The organism is Silvimonas amylolytica, assembly GCF_014645555.1.
Lineage (GTDB): Bacteria > Pseudomonadota > Gammaproteobacteria > Burkholderiales > Chitinibacteraceae > Silvimonas > Silvimonas amylolytica.
The window spans coordinates 43,874-60,830 of the sequence record NZ_BMLY01000010.1; the positions used below are offsets into that span (position 1 = coordinate 43,874).

General features: G+C 59.2%; 16 protein-coding genes. 7 read left to right on the forward strand and 9 right to left on the reverse strand.

The genetic code is table 11. The annotated features are described in order from the left end of the window. Nucleotides 1-17 precede the first annotated feature (17 nt). Genes IEX44_RS19790 through IEX44_RS19800 form a run of 3 tightly spaced genes read left to right on the forward strand, consistent with a single transcriptional unit; the run spans nt 18 to nt 2,468 of the window. Entirely contained in the window at nt 18-674 is a 657-nt protein-coding gene (locus IEX44_RS19790; RefSeq protein WP_188698315.1) for a peroxiredoxin, read from the forward strand. Nucleotides 675-733: 59 nt separating this feature from the next. Continuing rightward, complete coding sequence (locus IEX44_RS19795; RefSeq protein ID WP_188698317.1) at nt 734-1,798, forward strand: MBL fold metallo-hydrolase; 1,065 nt, start codon at nt 734-736, stop codon at nt 1,796-1,798. A gap of 52 nt (nt 1,799-1,850) precedes the next feature. Beyond that, nucleotides 1,851-2,468 carry a TetR/AcrR family transcriptional regulator gene (locus IEX44_RS19800; RefSeq protein ID WP_188698431.1) on the forward strand — a complete coding sequence of 206 codons (618 nt, stop codon included), beginning with the start codon at nt 1,851-1,853 and terminating at the stop codon, nt 2,466-2,468. Nucleotides 2,469-2,478: 10 nt separating this feature from the next. On the opposite strand, the gene IEX44_RS19805 is transcribed toward IEX44_RS19800, so the two are convergent. Both IEX44_RS19805 and IEX44_RS19810 read right to left on the reverse strand, forming a co-directional pair. Next, entirely contained in the window at nt 2,479-3,237 is a 759-nt protein-coding gene (locus IEX44_RS19805) for a COG4705 family protein (protein ID WP_188698320.1), read from the reverse strand. Nucleotides 3,238-3,331: 94 nt separating this feature from the next. Further along, nucleotides 3,332-4,249: an AraC family transcriptional regulator gene (locus tag IEX44_RS19810; protein ID WP_229679353.1), complete on the reverse strand. Its 918-nt coding sequence runs from the start codon at nt 4,247-4,249 to the stop codon at nt 3,332-3,334. Between the two features lie 137 nt (nt 4,250-4,386). On the opposite strand from IEX44_RS19810, the gene IEX44_RS19815 reads away from it, so the two are divergent. Then, nucleotides 4,387-5,166, forward strand: coding sequence for an SDR family NAD(P)-dependent oxidoreductase (locus tag IEX44_RS19815; protein WP_188698323.1), 780 nt, complete (start codon nt 4,387-4,389; stop codon nt 5,164-5,166). Nucleotides 5,167-5,177: 11 nt separating this feature from the next. Here IEX44_RS19815 and IEX44_RS19820 read toward each other — a convergent pair whose 3' ends face one another. Both IEX44_RS19820 and IEX44_RS19825 read right to left on the reverse strand, forming a co-directional pair. Further along, nucleotides 5,178-5,516 carry a DMT family transporter gene (locus IEX44_RS19820; protein ID WP_188698325.1) on the reverse strand — a complete coding sequence of 113 codons (339 nt, stop codon included), beginning with the start codon at nt 5,514-5,516 and terminating at the stop codon, nt 5,178-5,180. A 169-nt stretch (nt 5,517-5,685) separates the two neighbouring features. Beyond that, the gene (locus tag IEX44_RS19825; protein ID WP_188698327.1) at nt 5,686-7,185 is read right to left on the reverse strand and encodes a hypothetical protein; all 1,500 of its coding nucleotides are present in this window, start codon (nt 7,183-7,185) and stop codon (nt 5,686-5,688) included. 176 nt (nt 7,186-7,361) lie between these two features. Between IEX44_RS19825 and IEX44_RS19830 the strand changes: the two genes are divergently transcribed. Further along, nucleotides 7,362-8,054 carry an ArsR/SmtB family transcription factor gene (locus IEX44_RS19830; protein WP_188698329.1) on the forward strand — a complete coding sequence of 231 codons (693 nt, stop codon included), beginning with the start codon at nt 7,362-7,364 and terminating at the stop codon, nt 8,052-8,054. Next, nucleotides 8,051-8,698 carry a DUF429 domain-containing protein gene (locus IEX44_RS19835; RefSeq protein ID WP_188698331.1) on the forward strand — a complete coding sequence of 216 codons (648 nt, stop codon included), beginning with the start codon at nt 8,051-8,053 and terminating at the stop codon, nt 8,696-8,698. The genes IEX44_RS19830 and IEX44_RS19835 overlap by 4 nt, the downstream gene beginning before the upstream one ends. Here IEX44_RS19835 and IEX44_RS19840 read toward each other — a convergent pair. After that, on the reverse strand, nt 8,695-9,114 hold the full coding sequence (locus tag IEX44_RS19840; protein ID WP_188698333.1) for a YybH family protein: 420 nt from the start codon (nt 9,112-9,114) through the stop codon (nt 8,695-8,697). The two genes, IEX44_RS19835 and IEX44_RS19840, sit on opposite strands and share 4 nt — an antisense overlap. After that, nucleotides 9,107-10,756, reverse strand: coding sequence for a sensor domain-containing diguanylate cyclase (locus IEX44_RS19845; RefSeq protein WP_188698335.1), 1,650 nt, complete (start codon nt 10,754-10,756; stop codon nt 9,107-9,109). Before IEX44_RS19845 ends, IEX44_RS19840 begins: the two co-directional genes overlap by 8 nt. 467 nt (nt 10,757-11,223) lie before the next feature. Here IEX44_RS19845 and IEX44_RS19850 point away from each other — a divergent pair, with 467 nt between their 5' ends. After that, the gene (locus tag IEX44_RS19850) at nt 11,224-12,249 is read left to right on the forward strand and encodes a sensor domain-containing diguanylate cyclase (protein ID WP_188698337.1); all 1,026 of its coding nucleotides are present in this window, start codon (nt 11,224-11,226) and stop codon (nt 12,247-12,249) included. A 13-nt stretch (nt 12,250-12,262) separates the two neighbouring features. On the opposite strand, the gene IEX44_RS19855 is transcribed toward IEX44_RS19850, so the two are convergent. From IEX44_RS19855 to IEX44_RS19865, 3 genes are all read right to left on the reverse strand, one after another. Then, entirely contained in the window at nt 12,263-13,180 is a 918-nt protein-coding gene (locus IEX44_RS19855) for a bestrophin family protein (RefSeq protein ID WP_188698338.1), read from the reverse strand. A 164-nt stretch (nt 13,181-13,344) separates the two neighbouring features. Continuing rightward, nucleotides 13,345-14,571: a hypothetical protein gene (locus IEX44_RS19860; RefSeq protein WP_188698341.1), complete on the reverse strand. Its 1,227-nt coding sequence runs from the start codon at nt 14,569-14,571 to the stop codon at nt 13,345-13,347. Nucleotides 14,572-14,756: 185 nt separating this feature from the next. Continuing rightward, on the reverse strand, nt 14,757-16,784 hold the full coding sequence (locus IEX44_RS19865; protein ID WP_188698343.1) for a glycoside hydrolase family 3 protein: 2,028 nt from the start codon (nt 16,782-16,784) through the stop codon (nt 14,757-14,759). Nucleotides 16,785-16,957: the final 173 nt, after the last annotated feature.

Genomic DNA, 16,957 nt, shown 5'->3' on the forward strand with positions numbered 1-16,957 from the left:
CCACAGGAGCACGCATCATGTCACTGCGCATCAACGATATCGCCCCGAACTTCACCGCGCGGACCACGCACGGCATCATTGATTTTCATGCCTGGATTGGCGACCAGTGGGCCATCCTGTTTTCTCACCCCAAAGATTTCACGCCGGTTTGCACCACTGAACTGGGCTACATGGCCAAAATCGAGCCGGAATTCACTCGCCGCAATACCAAGCTGATTGGTCTGTCGGTCGATGCCGTGGAAAACCACGAAAAGTGGGCCGCTGACATTGAAGAAACCCAGGGTGCGGCCGTGAAATACCCGATGATTGGTGATACCGATCTGAACGTGGCCAAGCTTTACAACATGCTGCCAGCGGATGAAGCCGGCGGGGCCGAAGGCCGCACCGCCGCCACCAATGCCACCGTGCGCTCGGTGTTCATCATCAGCCCGGACAAGCGCATCAAATTGATGCTGACCTACCCCATGACCACCGGCCGCAACTTTGATGAAATCCTGCGCGTGCTCGATTCCATGCAACTGACCGCCAAACACAAGGTGGCGACGCCGGTGAACTGGAAGCACGGTGAAGACGTGATCATCACGCCCGCCGTGAGCAACGAAGAAGCGGAACAAAACTTCCCCGGTTTCAAGACCATCAAGCCTTATCTGCGTACCACCAAACAACCTGGTTAAGCACGCACAACAGCACGGTGGCCGGTTGCTGCTGTGCTGGATTCTTGCGGGGTGACATCATGATTTTCCGCCAGCTTTTTGATCCGGTTTCATCCACCTATACCTATCTGCTGGGTGATGCCGGCCAGGCCGTGCTGATTGATCCGGTTTATGAGCAAGTGCCACGTGATCTGGCTCTGTTACAGGAACTTGGGTTGCGCCTGCTGGCAAGCCTGGATACGCACGTGCATGCCGATCATGTCACCGGCGCGTGGCGACTGAATCAGCGGAGTGGTAGCCATATCGGGCTGTCAGCCTCCGCTGGCGCCAGCGGCGTTGACCGGCCGTTGCGGCACGGTGACCGCATTGACTTCGGCGGACGTTACCTGACCGTGCGCGCCACGCCTGGCCACACGAGCGGGTGTCTGACTTATGTGCTGGATGACGAAAGCATGGCATTCACCGGCGATAGCCTGCTGATTCGCGGCTGTGGGCGGACTGATTTTCAAGGTGGTAGTCCAGAGCAGTTGTTTGCTTCGGTCCGCGAACAGATCCTGACACTGCCGGATGACTGCTTGCTGTATCCAGCTCACGACTATCGCGGTATTACCGTAACCAGCGTGGCTGAGGAACGGCGCTTTAACCCCCGCTTGGGCGGCGATGCGGATCTGGGCGACTTTGCCGGTCACATGAACAACCTCAATCTGCCGCACCCCAAACTGATCGCAGTGGCCGTGCCAGCCAACTTGCGTTGCGGCCAGCCCGAAGGCGATACCCCGTTACCGCCGACGCCAGACTGGGCGCCGCTGACATTGCGTTTTAGCGGTGTCTGGGAGATCGAACCACTGGCATTGCTGGAGCATGTTGCTAACGTCCAGATTGTGGATGTCCGCGAGGCACCGGAGTTTATTGATCGCCTTGGACACCTGGCGGGTGCGATGCTGATCCCGTTGTCACAACTGACCGCGCGCCAGGCTGAACTGGATCGTGCGCGCCCGGTTGTCGCCGTATGCCGCTCTGGCATTCGTTCCGCACAGGCCAGCGTGCTGCTGGCCAAGGCAGGATTTGAGCAAGTGGCCAATCTGGCCGGTGGCATGTTGCGCTGGAAAATTGAAGGGCTGCCTGTCGCGCCCGACAGCATGTAACCGGCCAGCCGCCCACGTTGTTTAGGAAATGACCGTTTCCTATAATGGGCCGATGACTGGACACCCCTCAAAAAACCGGCCGCGCAATGCAGGCCGCCCCAGAGAGTTTGATGTAGATACCGCGCTGGATCGTGCTGTGCGGGTATTCCGGCAGCGCGGTTACCATGCGACCTCAATCAGCGATCTGGGCGCGGCCATGCAGTTAACCCCTGGCAGTATCTACAAAGCCTTTGCGGACAAGCGTGCCGTATTTGTCGCAACTCTGGATCGCTACACGACGCAACGCAGACAGATCATGGCGCCCCTGCTGGCGGCTGCGCCCAATGGGCGCGAGAAAGTCCGCGCCATGCTGCAGTTTTATGCGCAAGCCGCGCATGGCGAGGAGGGGCGGGATGGTTGTCTGGTGGTAGGCAGCGTGGTGGAAATCAGCACGTTTGATGCCGATCTGGCCGCACACGTGGTGAGTACACTGCAGGGTTCTGAAGCGCTGCTGCGTGGGCTGATTGAAGAAGGGATGGCAGATGGTTCGATCGCGGCTGATGCTGATGCGCACACCCTCACGCTAGCGCTACTGAGTGTGCTGGAAGGATTACGCGTGCTGGGTAAATGCGGCCGCAACCAGGCAGAGATGCTGGCCGCAGCCGATGCAGCGGCGGCGATCTTGCCTTAATCCTCCTGGCTTAGTGCCTGGCGCGCGCTGGCCGTTGCCGGAATAACAATACGCACACGGTGATGAACACCAGCAAGCTCCCTGAGGCCGCATAACGGCTCAGCGCCAGTCCGCCCGCGTTGAGGGGTTTATCCAGGAAGTCTCCGACCACGGCACCTAGTGGGCGGGTCAGGATAAAGGCCATCCAGAACAGTACCGTGTGTGAAATGCGTGTCCAGTAATACGCCGCGATCACCAGGGCCAGCAAGCCGCCAAAGACAATCGCCGCACCGGTATACCCAAAGCCAGCGGTATCGGCCATCCAGTCGCCCAGCGCGGTACCCAGCGTTTGCGAAAACATGATGGTAACCCAGTAGAACGCTTCGGCTTTGGGAGAACTGATCGTGCTGACCGACACCGATCCCATGACCCGGTGCCACACGAAGAGTGACAGCAACAGTAACGCCAGCAGCAGGCTGGAACCACCGGCGTAACCGATGCCCAGCGAGCGGTCGGCAAAGTCGGCCAGAGTGGTGCCCACTGTGGTGGTGGCGATGATGGTGGTCCAGTACAACATGGGGCGGAATTGTTTTGCCCGGATCTGCGCCGTTACGGCAACCAGAAAGATCACTGCAAAAATAGCGGTGCCGACCAGATAGCCCAGATTCATCGACATGGATACCGCGTCGCCCCCGGTTTCTCCCAGGGTCGTGGCGGCAATCTTGATAATCCAGAATAAAAGGGTGACTTCCGGGACTTTAACCAGCGGGTGTTGTGTATGTTGAGTCATGGCAGGGGGCGGCAGCATTGCCGGTCATTACAAAGAGGACAAGGTCCGCAGTCTGGCCGGCACAACTTAGCTCAGCCATAGACCTTCCCCTCTGTCAGCCCGCCATTTCGACCACCCGGCGCGCTTCGGTGCGCAATGCCGTGATGTCGCGCCGCGGTGGTTGCCCAAACATGCGGGCATATTCGCGGCTGAACTGTGATGCACTCTCATAACCGACCTGGAATGCCGCCTCCTCGGCATTGGCGGCATCGACAATCATCAGCTTGCGGGCCTGCAGCAGGCGCATCCGCTTCTGGTACTGCAGGGGTGACATGGCGGTCAGCGCCTTGAAGTGGCGATGAAATGCCGAGGCACTCAAGCCGGCCACCGCAGCGAGTTCCTCAACGCTGATGGCCCGTGCGAAGTGGTGGCGCAGGTGATGAATTGCGTTGATGACATTGGGCGCGTTACCACTTCCCAATGCCAGCCGCGCCAGCGCGCTACCGTGCGGGCCGGTCAGCAGCCAATAGCAGATTTCTTTCATGATGGCAGGGTAAAGCACCGGGATCGCCGCGGGGTTGTCGATCAGCCGCATCGCGCGCAAGGTGCAATCGGCCAGCGGGCCCTCGATCCGGGTCACGGCTGCGCCCGGGGTGGCGTCGACTGGCGGGGTGGGCGGGTGCTCCAGTTCTGCCAGGACCTGGCTGAGGATGCCTGCATCCAGCCCGATCACCGCGCTCAGGTAGGGGGTATCCGGATTGCCCTGGGCCACCTGGCTAAAGCCGGGCATATCCAGACTGACCAGCAAGGCTTCGCCGGCCGCGTAGTCGTAACGGGCGTTGCCGAAGGTGGTCCACTTGGCGCCCTGAATCACCACGCACAAGGCGGGGGAATGGATCAAATGCGTGGGGTGATGCTCTTGCGTTGCACGCAGCAAAATCAGGCCCGGCACGGCGGTGAAAAACGGGCTCTGGCCGTTGCCGTAGCTGTCCATATAGTGATTGACCGCATCGGCCAGTTGCCGCATCTGCATGATCTTTGCCTTCCTTTTTCAGCAACCCAGCATAAGGTGCAAAGCAGGATCAGGCAAGAATTGGCTTGCATCCGGCATACACCATCAAAGCGCGCCGGCGTAATCTGTGTCGGTAAATCAACGTTCTGGAGTAAACCATGACGCAAGTGACACCGAATACCCAAATTCAAAAAGTGGCAATCGTGACCGGGGGCAGCCGCGGGCTGGGCCGCAGTACCGTGCTGGCGTTGGCTCAGCGCGGTGTGCAGATCATTTTTACCTGGAACAGCGCCCAAACTCAGGCCGATGAAGTCGTGGCCGAAGCCGCTGCTTTGGGTGTCAAAGCCATTGCGCTGCAACTGGATACCGGCAATACCGCAGCGTTTGATGGCTTTGTGGCGCAAGCCAGACAAGCACTCAGCCAGTTAGGCGCAAGCCGCTTTGATTATCTGGTCAACAATGCCGGCACCTCGCATCACGCCAGCATTGAGAAAACCACGGAAGAAGAGCTGGACGGGTTGTACAACGTGCATGTCAAAGGCGTGTTTTTCCTCACGCAAAAGCTGCTGCCGCTGATGAACGACGGGGGCCGCATTATCAATATCTCGTCTGGCCTGACCCGTTTTTCCGTACCAGAAAGCGGCCCCTACGCGGCCATGAAAGGCGCGGTAGAAGTGTTGACCCGTTATCTGGCCAAAGAACTGGGCCCGCGTGGCATTACCGCCAATACGGTGGCACCGGGCGCAATCCAGACCGACTTTAGCGGGGGCGTCGTGCGTGACAACCCGCAGGTCAACCAGGTGGTCTCCAGCATGACTGCATTGGGTCGGCCTGGTGTGCCGGACGATATCGGCCCGCTGATCGCATCGTTGTTGTCTGATGCCGCGCGCTGGGTCAATGGTCAGCGGATTGAAGCCTCAGGCGGCATGGTGCTGTAACCCGGTGATGCTCAGGCTGCTGCGTCGGCCAGATTCAGCAATACCAGGCTGAACAAGGCGCAGCCCAGCCCTGCCGTTTTGATCAGGCTGATGCCCTCGCCAAACCAGATCACGCCAATGACGGCCGTCAACGCCGTGCAGGCGACGGCCCAGACGGCATAAGCGGTGCTGATGGGGATGACGCGCGTGGAAATCCCCATCAGCCAGATAGCGGTGGCATAACACGCACCCATGCACAAGGTGGGAAACCAGCGTGACAAACCGTGGGAGTATTTGAGGGCGATGGTGCCGGTGACTTCAGCTGCAATGCTGATCACAAGCATCCACCACGCAAAAGCGTAAGCGGGCATGATGATTCCTGCCATCCTCCGTTTATACCGAACAGAAGGTGAATGGGGAGATCAGCGGTACCCGTTTGCGTCGTAGCTTAGTGGCCGCATCCGGTGCAATCAACCCCACCGATGAAAAAGCCCCGGAAATTTGCCGGGGCTTTTTCATTCACGGGTAGCGTGCGTGCAATCAGTTGCTGACCTGAGCCACGTTTACCGTGATCGAGCCATTGGCATTGCCCGATACCCAACCCACCGCACCCTGGTTGGGGCCGGCCGGGAAGGTGAACAGTGGCAAGCCGGTGACAAACTCGACACCACTCAACGCGGTTGGCGTGTTCAGCGGGTTCAGGTTTTGATCCACCAACTGCGCGTACCACTTGACGGTGTGGTTGGTGCGGCTGGATGAATCCCAGGTGCCCCACGTGACGAGGAAGCTGGATTGCAACGGTGCAATCTTGGGCATGATTGCTTGTGTGGTGCCGGTGTTGCTGGTCAGCCAGGCCGATGCCGATGTCGCCCCGGTGCTGCCGTTGGCGATCAAAAGGCGGACATCGCGCGCGTTGCGCGTATCTGATGTGGTGTGCGCAATGGCGAAACTGCCATTGGCCAGTTTGATGAACTGACCGGTTTGCGCGTTGGTCGCGTTATCACCCACGGTACCTGGAATGGTCCAGTACGATTGATCAAACACGGTGGCCGTAAAGTTCTGGTAGCTCGCAGGCGTGAAAGCAGAGAAACCCAACTGCCGGGAATACGCATCACCATGTGCCAGCGTGTAGTACGTGCCGTTATCGATAATCAGGCGCTGATCAAAATTGTGGGAATAGAACCAGCCAGAGCCCGCTTGCCAGGTATCGAACTGCCCCGTAGGCGTTTGAACAGCGCCGGTATTGGCATTCAGCAAGCGCAGCAAGCCGGCTTGATGGCGAGTGCTGTTTGCCGCCCAGGCCATCTGGTGCGAGACATACGCCACGACATAGCCGTTGGTTGCGTCAAAGCCCAGCACGCCACTCCCGGCTTCACCCGGATTGCCCGGACTATCGGCGGTCGTATTGTCGTTGTTGCCAAAGACGGTGGTGTTCCAGACCGCGTTGGTGAAACTGGCTGTGGCAGAGCGCGCAACATGGAACTCATTGCCATTCACATTGTTGGCATTGCCAGACACGGAAGACTTGAACGCGCTGTCGACATTGAATGCCAGGTAGTAGTTGCCGGATGGGTCACGCGTAAAGCCCAGCAAGCGATAGGTCTGGATACCGGTATCTGTGGTGGTGCTGCTGCTCAGATCTGCCGTGATATGGGTGATCAATACCTTGCCCGGCGTGGCCAGGCCAGAGGCGGAAGGCACCGCGCCGCCACTGGTGTAATCCAGCCAGGCGACGTCCAGACTGCCATCGTTGTTCACATACTGGATCAGCGGATTGGGGAAGCCATAGTTGGAAACCGGTGCGGCAGGCACAAAACGATCGTCAAAGAAATTTGCCGCCATACCAAACACCTTGCCACCCGACACACTGACCGTGTGGCTGCTGACTGCAAAATGTGCGGCAGCAGCCGGTGTGGGCGTGGGTGTGGGCGCACTGGTGGCCGTGTCACTCCCGCCACCACCACCGCATGCTGCCAGCAACAACGCGCTGCTGAACACCGCAAGATGCCAACCTGTCTTCACCGCCAAAGACCTGAACATACTCGTGATTCCGTCAAAATTTGATCGGGGCAATGGTACGGAGCGGCGCTTTGGAAGTCGTGCATCACCCCCTCAGGCGTCGCCTTCAAGCTGATGACAGGCTGACAACTGGCCGTCTACTGCTTCAATCTGGCGGTTTGATGTATCGCCATGCACACTTTGGCTAGTATCGAAACATGGATGAAGCACACCTGGAACAACGTCTGGCCAACCTGGCCGCTGCGGTGGCAGACAAAACCCGCGCAGGCATGCTGTGCATGCTGATGGATGGCCGAGCCTATACCGCGACAGAACTGGCGGCAGCGACGTCTGTTGCCGCCTCGACGGCCAGCAGCCATCTGGCACGTCTGACACAGCAGAGCCTTGTGGAATGTCTGCCGCAGGGGCGGCACCGTTACTTCCGGATTGCCAGCAAAGAGGTTGCCAGCGCGCTGGAAACGCTGATGGGCCTTGTGGGCGGACGCATGAGCAGTGTGCGATCCAGCGCGCCGCAGCATTTGCGTTTTGCCCGTACCTGTTACGACCACATGGCTGGCGAGGTCGCCGTGGCTTTGCATGACCGTCTGTTTGATCTGGGCTGGCTGGCGCCTGATAGCTATCAACTTGCCGAGTCGGGCCGGCAGGCGCTGATGGACCTGGGGGTCGAGTGGCCGTCGGTCAGCCGCCGTCGCTTTGCCTGTGGTTGTCTGGACTGGAGCGAGCGCCAGTCGCATCTGGGCGGGCAACTCGGGGCCGCGCTGCTGCGTGGCTTCGAGCAACATCACTGGGTGGAGCGCGTGCCAGAAAGCCGGCAATTGTTGCTGACGCAGCGCGGGCATAAAGCGCTGGCTGCGCAGTTTGGTCTTGTTTTTTCCGTTAGCCAGGCATGAACGCATCCCTGCATATCGCGCCGGTGGTCGCCGGTATTGACGTGGGTGGCGAGCGTAAAGGCTGCCATCTGGTGGTGCTGCGCGGGTCGGACATCCTGCATCACACGCATCACCAGAACCCGCAAAAGCTGGTCGACGTGTGTCTGGAATACAAAGCGGTCGCCATTGGCATCGATGCGCCCGCCATCTGGGCACAACCCGATCAACCCCGACGGGCAGAGCGGGAACTCGCGCGGGCCGGATGGTCTGTGTTTGCCACGCCCAGCCGCGACAAAGCGTTGGCTAACGTGACCGGGTTCTACGGCTGGATGTTCAATGGGGAGCGCGTATTTGCCGCGCTGGCGCCGCACTATGCGCTCTGGGAGGGGCAACCCGTCACATCGCCCGTCTGCTTTGAGACCTTCCCGCATGCGATCACCAGCGCCTTGTTGGCTGGCGAGCACGTAGAGGCCAGGCTCAAACGCGCCCAGCGTTTGCAGGTCTTGCAACAAGCCAGGATCAACCCGGCACGGCTGACCAGCCAGGACGATATCGACGCCGCAATCTGCGCGCTCAGCGCGCGGTATCTGGTTGCGGGGCAAGTGCAGACATTCGGCGATGTCGCCGGTGGGTTCATTGCCATCCCGCAACCGGGCAATGGCTAACCGAATATACCTTGGGTGGTCGCCGGGTCCATCGGCAAGGAGGAATGGGCGTGCGCGATCTTCCAGCCCTGCGCGCCGTGGCGAAACGCCCAGGTTTGCCGGTCTTTCATGGCATTGTGCGTTGTTGCCGAATCGCCGCGATATTGCACAAACATATGCACCACGGCCAGATCACCGCTTACCAGCGTGCGCACATCGTCGAACTCCACGGTCACGACGACATCGCCCAGTGTCGTCAACCACTGCGTGATCATGGCAGTCAGTGCCGCCTTGCCATCGTGCTGCTGGTGCGCCCATGCATCGAAGATGCGGACATCTTGCGTGTACAAGGCAAGTACGCCGTTGACATCTTTGGCATACACCCGCTGCTTGTATTGATCCAGTACGAGCCGGATGGCGTGTTCTGTCTCACTCATGCTGTACTCCCTCGTCGGGTTCGGACTGCGACGCGTAGCGTGTTGCTGCGGGAGACAGCATATACCGGTTACGACCGCTGGTTTTAGCTTCGTACAGCGCGGCATCGGCTTCGCGATAAGCGGTATCCAGGGCCAGCGCGTTGTCTGGGCCGATGAGCGTCGCGCCCAAAGAAATGGTCACCTTGCCCCAGCTGCTTTTTTCATGCGCAATGGCTAGCGCACGCACCGCCTCGCAAATGTTATCCATCAATCCGGCGAGGTGTCGCGGATCGTTCAGTTGTACCAGTACGGCGAATTCTTCGCCGCCAACCCGGAACACGCCATCGGTGGCGCGTTTGACGGTACTGCGCAAGGTGCTGGCGACGCGTTGCAAGGTCTGATCGCCCCCCTGGTGGCCGTAAAAGTCGTTGTACTTCTTGAAATGGTCGATATCCAGGATAGCCATACCCAGCCATTGGCCATTGCGCTGGCTATGCGCCACTTCGCGCTGGGCGATATCGTCAAAATGACGCCGGTTAAAGAGGCCGGTCAGGCCATCACGGATCGACATATCCTGCATGTCACGCATGGCGCGTACCAGCAAGAGCAGCAACACCACGCACCCCATGGATGCAATGGTCGCGCCGACCAGTAACAACGTCACCCTGAATGCCTGCAAAAGCATGGCATGGTGATCCACCTCAACCACCAGCAACCAATTGGCCGATTTGAGCGGATACACCAGATAACGTGTATCGCCGCTGCCGACGGCTTGACCGCGTGCCGCGCCCAGCACACCGGCGGGTAGCAGGGGATTGTCGGGCTGCAGCAGATTCACCCCGTTGCTTTTGTCGACCAGGCTTTCTGTTGCATGGCGGATATGACGCACTTTGAGCGTGTCGACCAGGGTTTGCAGCCTGACATCCACACTCAGTACGCCCATGAATTGGCCGTGATCGTAGAGTGGCTTGCTCACTGTCACGATCTTGCCTTTGCCGGCGGTGTCATCGTAGACCGCGCTCCAGACCGTGGTCCGTGCAGGATTCGCCGTGGGCCCGGCCTCGGTATAAGTGCGTGCCGCCAGGTCTTGCGCCCGATATAAATGCAGCGCGCCGGTTTTGATGTCGGGCGGGGGATAAAAATAAACAAAGCCTGCTTCAGAGCGGTAATACACCCAGGGCAAATGGACGTCGCGCTGTTTGAGCGCGCGGAACATCGGGGTCAGACCGAGCGCCATGGACATCTCGTGCGCTTGGGGCGAGCCATGTTCCGGAGGGGCTCCGTGACCTGTTAACAGCCCCTGGTCATCAGGGCCAAAACCAGGCAGCAGCGCCAACTGATAACTTTGCTGGTCTGCGGTGGGCTTCAGATAACGGGTGATATCCAGGTTCAGGGTATAGCGTCCGCTCAGCAGTTCACTGGCTTCATCGGCGAGTGTTTCCAGGTACTGCCGACGCAAGTCCAGTTCATGATCCAGATTGGCCGCGATAAACGCGCCGGCTTCATCCGTGGCGCGATACTCGGTTTTCAGATTCTGGCCAAAGCGGTAAACGCCGCTCAAGAACCCGCCTGTCACCAGGATGATCGCCGCCACCAACACCAGCATGCGCATGCGGCCTGTGTTGTCGCGAGAGGCAAAACGGGTGCTGGCAAGGCTAGCCATGAACACACAATCCCGGGAAGAAAACCACACTTCGGTTCTGTCAGAAAACCGTCACTGGCGCAGAAAATTCATACGGTTAGCTGACAATGTAGTCGACGCGCTCGCCAATTGCATGCCGCCAATGCCTTGTTGCGCAGTATCACCGACGAATGTGTCGCATTTCTCTGGCCGCTTGGGTTTGCAATCGGTGTCAGATTGTGAAGAAAACAGATTGCACACAACGGAAGCTGCCGATTGTCGAAAACTCTGTGCTGTATGTCCTGATTGCGGGGGAAATCCGCACCCTCTTCAGACCATTCTGACGGCATAATCTGGGAAAAGCCGGACATGTCCTACGGTGTTGCCGCAACACATGGGGCGTGATTCAGACCAACCGGCGCCCAGCCACCGACAAAAACATCGCCAGATTACTGGTTCCGCGCATTTGCCCATGCGCTGGAGCGAAGCCAGTTCAGGGAGGGGCAAACATGGAATCGATTCTGCTCAAATTGTCTGATTCAGTCTCCGGTGCACAGACACTGGAAGAACTGACCCGGCCATTGCTGGAAATGCTCCACGCCGTGACCGGGCTGGAATCTACTTATCTGACGTCGATTGATCTGGAGAAAGGCCTCCAGCACATTCTGTATGCACGCAATACATCAAGCACTTTCGCGATTCCGGAAGGGCTGACGGTGGATTGGAATGACACCCTGTGCAAGCGGGCGCTGGATGAGAACCGTGGTTTTACCAATGAAGTGAGTGATTGCTGGGGAGACTCGGACGCCGCGCGCGCATTGGGTATCCAGACCTATCTCTCCACGCCCATCCGGACCGGTGGCGGCAATCTCTACGGCACCTTGTGTGCAGCCAGTGCCAGTCGGCGCGAAGTCACCCCTGATATCCGCAAGATCATCGACCTGTTTGCGCGCTTGATTGCCCAGCATGTCGAGCGAGAGTCGTTGCTGAACAAGTTGCGTGAAGCCAATATCGAACTGTCTGCCATGGCGCTGACCGACCCCCTCACCAGCCTGCCCAATCGTCGGGCTTTGCTGGATGAACTGGCACGGATGTTTGCCATTGCCCAGCGCGAAACCCGCAGCGTACTGATCGCCTTTCTGGATCTGGACGGGTTTAAACAGATCAACGACACATGGGGCCACGACGCGGGTGATGCGTTGCTGCAGACCATCGCACAGCAATTGGCGCAGCAACGGCGCGCCGGTGATTTCATTGCGCGCGTAGGAGGCGATGAGTTTGTTGCTGTGGGCGTAGGGCCGCGTCCGGGTGAACAAGCCGACGATGCCGCTGAGGCCTTTGGTTTGCGGTTGTTTGAGAGAACCCGCGCGACAGTTGGCGCGGGCAAGGTCCAGTTTGATTACGCGGGGGCCAGCGTGGGTGCCATCGCGATCGACCCGGCTGCGGCCACCATCAGTGAAGCCTTAAGCCAGGCCGATTCGGCCATGTACAAGGTCAAGCAGCGCCGCGCTCGTCGCACCCCGTCGGCCTGCTGATCGGGCGGTACGCCTAGTTCAGGATGAAATGATGAGCCTGCGGCGTGGGCTGCGTCATGGGCTCGCCCAGGACATCCATGATCGATGACTCGATGGTATGGCTCAGTGCTGCCAGCGGCAGGTCGTTGGGCTCCAGTCCGAATGGATCTTCCAGCTCTTCCCCGATCATATCCAGCGCCATGTAGGTATAAGCGATAAACGCCGCAATCAACGGGGTCAGCCAGCCGATGCTCGTCGCCAGACCAATGGGTAGCAGCAAGCAATACAGCGTCACAGTCCGGTTCAACAGCACGCGATAACTGAATGGAATGGGCGTGCTGGCAATACGCTCGCAACCGCCGATCATCTCTGAAAGCTTGTTCAGATTTTCGTCAATGGACTGATATTGCAATGCAGTCAGCGTGCCATCACGCAGGAGCGCCGCACATTCGGTGCCGAGCCAGTGCAGGATAAACGCGGGTTTGAAACGGGACTGCGCCACACTTTCAAGCGTTTCTGGCGGCAACAGGCGTGCCATGTGGGCCGATTGATCGGTATTACGCAATTGGCCCAGTAACGCATAAGTACAAGCGGCCAGCCCACGCCCCAATCTGACCACCGCAGGGTGGTCTGGCGCGGCTGCATGCACCTGGCGGATGACCGAGCGTGCAGCGACCAGCATGCCGCCCCAGAGTTTGCGGGCTTCCCAATACCGCTCATAGCTGACCGAGTTACGAAAACCCAGAAAAATCGCCAGTGCGATGCCCATCAGGGTGAATGGCGGAATACTGAGCGATGAATTGGCATGCTCCAAAGACCACCAACCGCGCGCCAGCACGGCAATCACGGACACGCCGGCCACCACAGCAAGCCGCAGCGCAATCCGGCCGAGCACGGAGCCGCGCCAGACAAACAGAAGGGAAATCCAGTGGCCGTGGGGGCGGATGATCATGGCGTTGTCATGGCTGCGGGAGGACGGGTTGGTATGTTACTCCTGAGCGCTTTGATGCTGCTCAAGCGTTGTAATGGCAATTTTTAACTTTTGCCGGATTCAGGTACTGAAAAACAAAAGCCCCGCCAGATAAGGCGGGGCAACCTGGTCTTTGGTGGATGGCTTCAGGCAGAAACGCTGACTGAACTGGGCGTCGGACTGCTGCCGGAATACGTGTCGCCCACTTTGCTGGAGGATGCCGGCGTTGGGGTGTAATTGGTCAGACTGGTACCGGTACCCAGTTGATGCAGCCCGTTTTCGTCGGTGATGGTGACGCTTGTCGTGCCGCTGGCATCGGTTGCCGTGCTGGTGCTGCCCACACCGGTATCCGCGTTGTTACCCGTTGTGCCTGTATGGCCTGACGTATCACCGCTACCGGCATTGCTCGTCGTGACGGTGGCGCCGTTTAGTGCGGACAGCCAGTCACTCATTTGCTTGAACAAGGTGTCGTTCAGGTTCACGAGAAAACTCACCGCGCTGGATTCAAACTGCAACAAGGAGCCCAGCCAGTCGTTCTGGCCATTGCCCGTGCTGCTCCCGCTGGTTGGGGCGGGCGCTGGCGTGGAGGATGTCGGCGCAGGCGTTGGTGTGGGTGCGGTCGAGGTCGGCGCAGGCGTGGGCGAACTGGTGGTGGGGGTCGGCGCTGGCGCAGGGCTGGCCGAAGGAATAGGCACGTTCACCGACGGCACGCCACTGTTGCCGCTACTGCTGCTGGTGGGGGTGCCACTACCGCTGGTCGACGGGGCCGGGGTGGGCGCGGGTAGTGACGGCAGCTGGTGGCCACTGTCCGGATTGCTGGCGTGGGCATTCGTGCCGCCAGACCAGGATTCGGCCTCAAGCAACGTCATCGATGCAGTGAAGCCCAGCGTGCGGCCATCCGCAGTCGTGATAGTGCCGCTGAGATTCAGCGCCATGCCAAAGGCAGCGTACAGGTTGCCATTGCTGCCACTGCTGCTATTGCTGCCATGGCCATGATGACCCGACGCGCCACCCGAGATGCCGATCTGGGTCCCCTCAGCCAACTGACCGGTGAACTGCATGCCGGTAATGCTGGTGCCCAGCATCTGCTCCATCATGGAGCGGAAAATATCCACTTCCGGGCTGATCTGACTGGCCAACCCGTTCTGGCTACCGGTCTGGCTGGCGCTGGCGGCTTGTTGCCCGGCCTGCGACAGTTGCACGTCCGTGCTGGGGCTGGGCGCGGCAGTGCTGTCGCCGCTGCTGTCCGAGCTACCTGCGCTGGGCGTGCCGCTGTTACTGGTGCTGTCCGGTTGCCAGGTACCGGAGAACTGCTCCTGATACAACATAGCCAGGGAGGAGGCGAGAGACTGACGTGCTTGGTCGACATGCATGATTGGACTCCGGAATAGCGCGGTTTTCCGGTGTATCGACGTGTATCAGAACTGCTTGAGGCTTACGACTGGCATAAAGCGACTGACGGTAGGTTTGGGGATAAACGGTTGCATTTGTTGTAAGTAATGAGCGGAAAAAGCCCGGCACGAAGCCGGGCTTTGTCTCGCGGTGTATCGCAGACGTCTTAGTAAGACAGGCCGTAACCGAACGGGTAAAGCGGGCTGGCGGTGTCGTGCGGGACATCTTCTTTTTGTGCAGCGACATCGACCATGGATGACGGCAACTCGAACGGCAGCTTGCCTTGCGGTTTGCCCTTGCCGGTAATGACATCAAACAATGCGACATCGCTGGCGCCAAAGTTGGCAAGGATCGCGCTGGTCTTGTCCTGCACATTGGTCAGAATGGCCGGACGATCCATATAGACCGAGACAATGGTCTTTGGTGCTGCGGTTGCGGCCTTGATGGCTTCGTAGTCGGCGGCACCATCAACGAACGCCAGGCTGCCTTCATGCTGCATGGAGCCAAACATGTAGTTGGGGTGCAGCGTTTCATACGGCGTGCTCACACGCAGGATGGCGACATCTGCATCTTGCGGCGCGCTGACCACCGTGAAGCCATAGCTCTGTGCCACAGCGGCATCTACGCCATACAGCCAGACCTTCTTGCCCGTCAGCGCCATCGGCAGAGTGGCATTGTTGTTTTGCAGCAGGACCATGGCGCGGCGTTGCGTATCCAGGGCCAGCGCCTGGAATTCGGCATTGCCGACAACTTTGCTGGCAGCGCTGGCATCCACATAGGGTTTCTCAAAGAGGCCTTGCTGGAACTTCTGCAGCAACACGCGATAAGCAGACTCGGTCAGGCGGGTGTTGGTCAGCAAGCCTTGTTGCACGGCCTGAATGAGGTATTCAGGCTCGGTCGCACCACCAAACTGATCCATGCCGGCGTTGACCGACTTCACATAGCGCTCCAGCTTGGTGGCGGTTTCCATGCCCCATGGCGTACCAAACCCGATGAAAGACGGCGCCACGCCGGTTGGTGTGCCGTTCAGGCAATTGGCATCACAATCAGAGGTAATGCCCCAGTCGGACAAAATGACGCCCTTGAAGCCATAGCGACCGCGCAAGAGGTCTGTCAGCAGTGCCTTGTCAAAGCCCGCGCCGACTTGTTCCAGTGTGATGCCGTCGATCGTCACGGAAGTGTCCGGGAACGAGTACGTTGGCATGACGGAGGCCGCATTGGCCGCAAACGCGCCTTCAAATGGCTTGAGGTGATAGGCAAAGTTATTACCCGGGTAAGTCAGGAAACGGCCGTAGTAGTTGTGGCCGTCAAACCCGTTTCTGGACGCACCATAACCCACCCAGTGCTTGACCACGGCCAGCACGCTGCCTGGTTTCAGGCCAGTGCTGCCGCCCTGGAAGCCCTCGATATACGCTTGCACCTGCGCTTTGGCGATGTCGGCGTCTTCGCCAAAGGTGCCGTTGATCCGCGGCCAGCGCGGTTCGGTTGCCAGGTCAGCCTGTGGAGAGAGCGCTTGCGTAATACCGACGGCCTGATACTCCTGGCGGGCGATATCGCCAAAGCGACGGGTCAGATCCGGGTCATTGATGGCAGCAAAGCCCAGAGTCTCTGGCCATTGCGAGAACCCGCTGCTACCCGCACTCGCGCCCAGGGTGTACTGGAAATGGTTGCGCGGGTCGGTACTGATCGACACCGGGATAGCCAGACGCGATTGTTCTGCCAGCTTCTGGATGTTGTTGTATTGCTCCGCCATGGTTTGCGGATCGCCGCCCATGCGCGTGATAAAAGTGTTGATGAACTGGGTATTGATCAGCGTATTGAACGCGGCAAGGTCATACGCATTACCCGTACCTGCACCGGTGGTGTCGTTGAGTACCGGGGCGGTGCCGTGCATCATCAAGCCGGCCTTTTCTTCCAGCGTCAGCCGTGCAACCAGATCCTGGGCGCGGACTTCAGGGGAGAGACGCCAGTCTTCATACGGCTCCAGTTTGCCGTCTTTGTTCAAATCCTTGAACTTGAGGCCATCCTGGCTGATCAGGTTGAGTGAGGTATAGCCAAAGTCTTGCTGGGCCACGCTGCTTGAGCTATCACCGCCATCACTGCCGCCACCGCAGCCGGCCAGCGCCAGCGCTAATGTGCTGCTGGCCAGCAGAAAGCTACGGGCCGCAAAAGGGGTCGTACACTTCTTTTTCATCGACTACTCCTCAATCGTGGGTTGCTCTTGTTACATGTGTAACGGCCCTGTACCGGACCTTGTCCCACTGTACTCATGCAATTTGGGTAGCCTTGACTGAGGGGGGCGTGTTTTTACCTTTAGGGTGCAAGATCGATCGTGCAGTGCATCAAACGGGTTGCCGCCAGGCGGCA